Annotated in this window: 2 protein-coding genes; both read left to right on the top strand. The window is 55.7% G+C overall.

Annotated elements, in window-relative coordinates:
• Positions 1-66 precede the first annotated feature (66 nt).
• Entirely contained in the window at positions 67-558 is a 492-nt protein-coding gene (ilvN, locus tag ACIPLA_RS28300) for an acetolactate synthase small subunit (protein ID WP_003176102.1), read from the top strand.
• A 47-nt stretch (positions 559-605) separates the two neighbouring features.
• Positions 606-1,098: NAD(P)-dependent oxidoreductase (locus ACIPLA_RS28295; protein ID WP_401177775.1), on the top strand; the 493-nt coding region annotated here is incomplete at its 3' end.

Here is a 1,098-nt window from a genome sequence, read left to right as displayed (position 1 = left end):
CCCGATGCAGATCAAAGACGGATCCATTCGCGATATGGGGCTGAGCAAGACGGAGCGTACTTAATCATGCGGCACATTATTTCCTTGCTTCTGGAAAACGAACCGGGCGCTTTGTCTCGTGTAGTCGGCCTGTTCTCGCAGCGCAACTACAACATCGAAAGCCTGACCGTGGCGCCAACCGAAGACCCGACCCTGTCGCGTCTGACGCTAACCACGGTAGGGCACGATGAAGTCATCGAGCAGATCACCAAGAACCTGAACAAGCTGATCGAAGTGGTAAAACTGGTCGACCTGTCGGAGAGTGCTCACATCGAGCGCGAACTGATGCTGGTCAAGGTCAAGGCCACCGGCGCCCAGCGCGCCGAGATCAAGCGCACCACCGATATTTATCGTGGGCAGATCGTTGATGTCAGCGCTAGCGTATATACCGTTCAATTGACCGGTACCAGCGACAAGCTCGACAGCTTCATTCAATCGATCGGGACCGCCTCGATTCTGGAAACCGTACGCAGTGGCGTCACCGGGATTGCCCGCGGCGACAAAGTACTGAGCATCTAAACCAAATTAGCGAATGGCCTGAAGGGCCAGATATAAAGGGGAAATTCATGAAAGTTTTCTACGATAAAGACTGCGACCTGTCGATCATCCAGGGCAAGAAAGTTGCCATCATCGGTTACGGTTCCCAGGGCCACGCTCAAGCGTGCAACCTGAAAGACTCCGGCGTTGATGTTACTGTCGGTCTGCGTAAAGGTTCGGCTACTGTTGCCAAAGCCGAAGCCCACGGCCTGAAAGTGACCGACGTTGCTTCCGCCGTAGCGGCTGCCGACCTGGTCATGATCCTGACCCCGGACGAGTTCCAGTCTGCCCTGTACAAGAACGAAATCGAGCCGAACATCAAGAAAGGCGCCACCCTGGCCTTCTCCCACGGTTTCGCGATTCACTACAACCAGGTTGTGCCACGTGCTGACCTCGACGTGATCATGATCGCGCCGAAAGCTCCGGGCCACACCGTGCGTTCCGAGTTCGTCAAAGGCGGCGGTATCCCTGACCTGATCGCTATCTACCAGGATGCTTCGGGCAACGCCAAAAACGTTGCAC

This window comes from Pseudomonas sp. NPDC086112 (assembly GCF_044746425.1).
Classification (GTDB): Bacteria; Pseudomonadota; Gammaproteobacteria; order Pseudomonadales; family Pseudomonadaceae; genus Aquipseudomonas.
This window is presented reverse-complemented; position numbering and strand designations above follow the sequence as displayed.

Bases quoted from the DNA above. Each gene is read 5' to 3' on its own strand.
- ilvN (WP_003176102.1), top strand. From the start codon at position 67: ATGCGGCACATTATTTCCTTGCTTCTGGAAAACGAACCGGGCGCTTTG.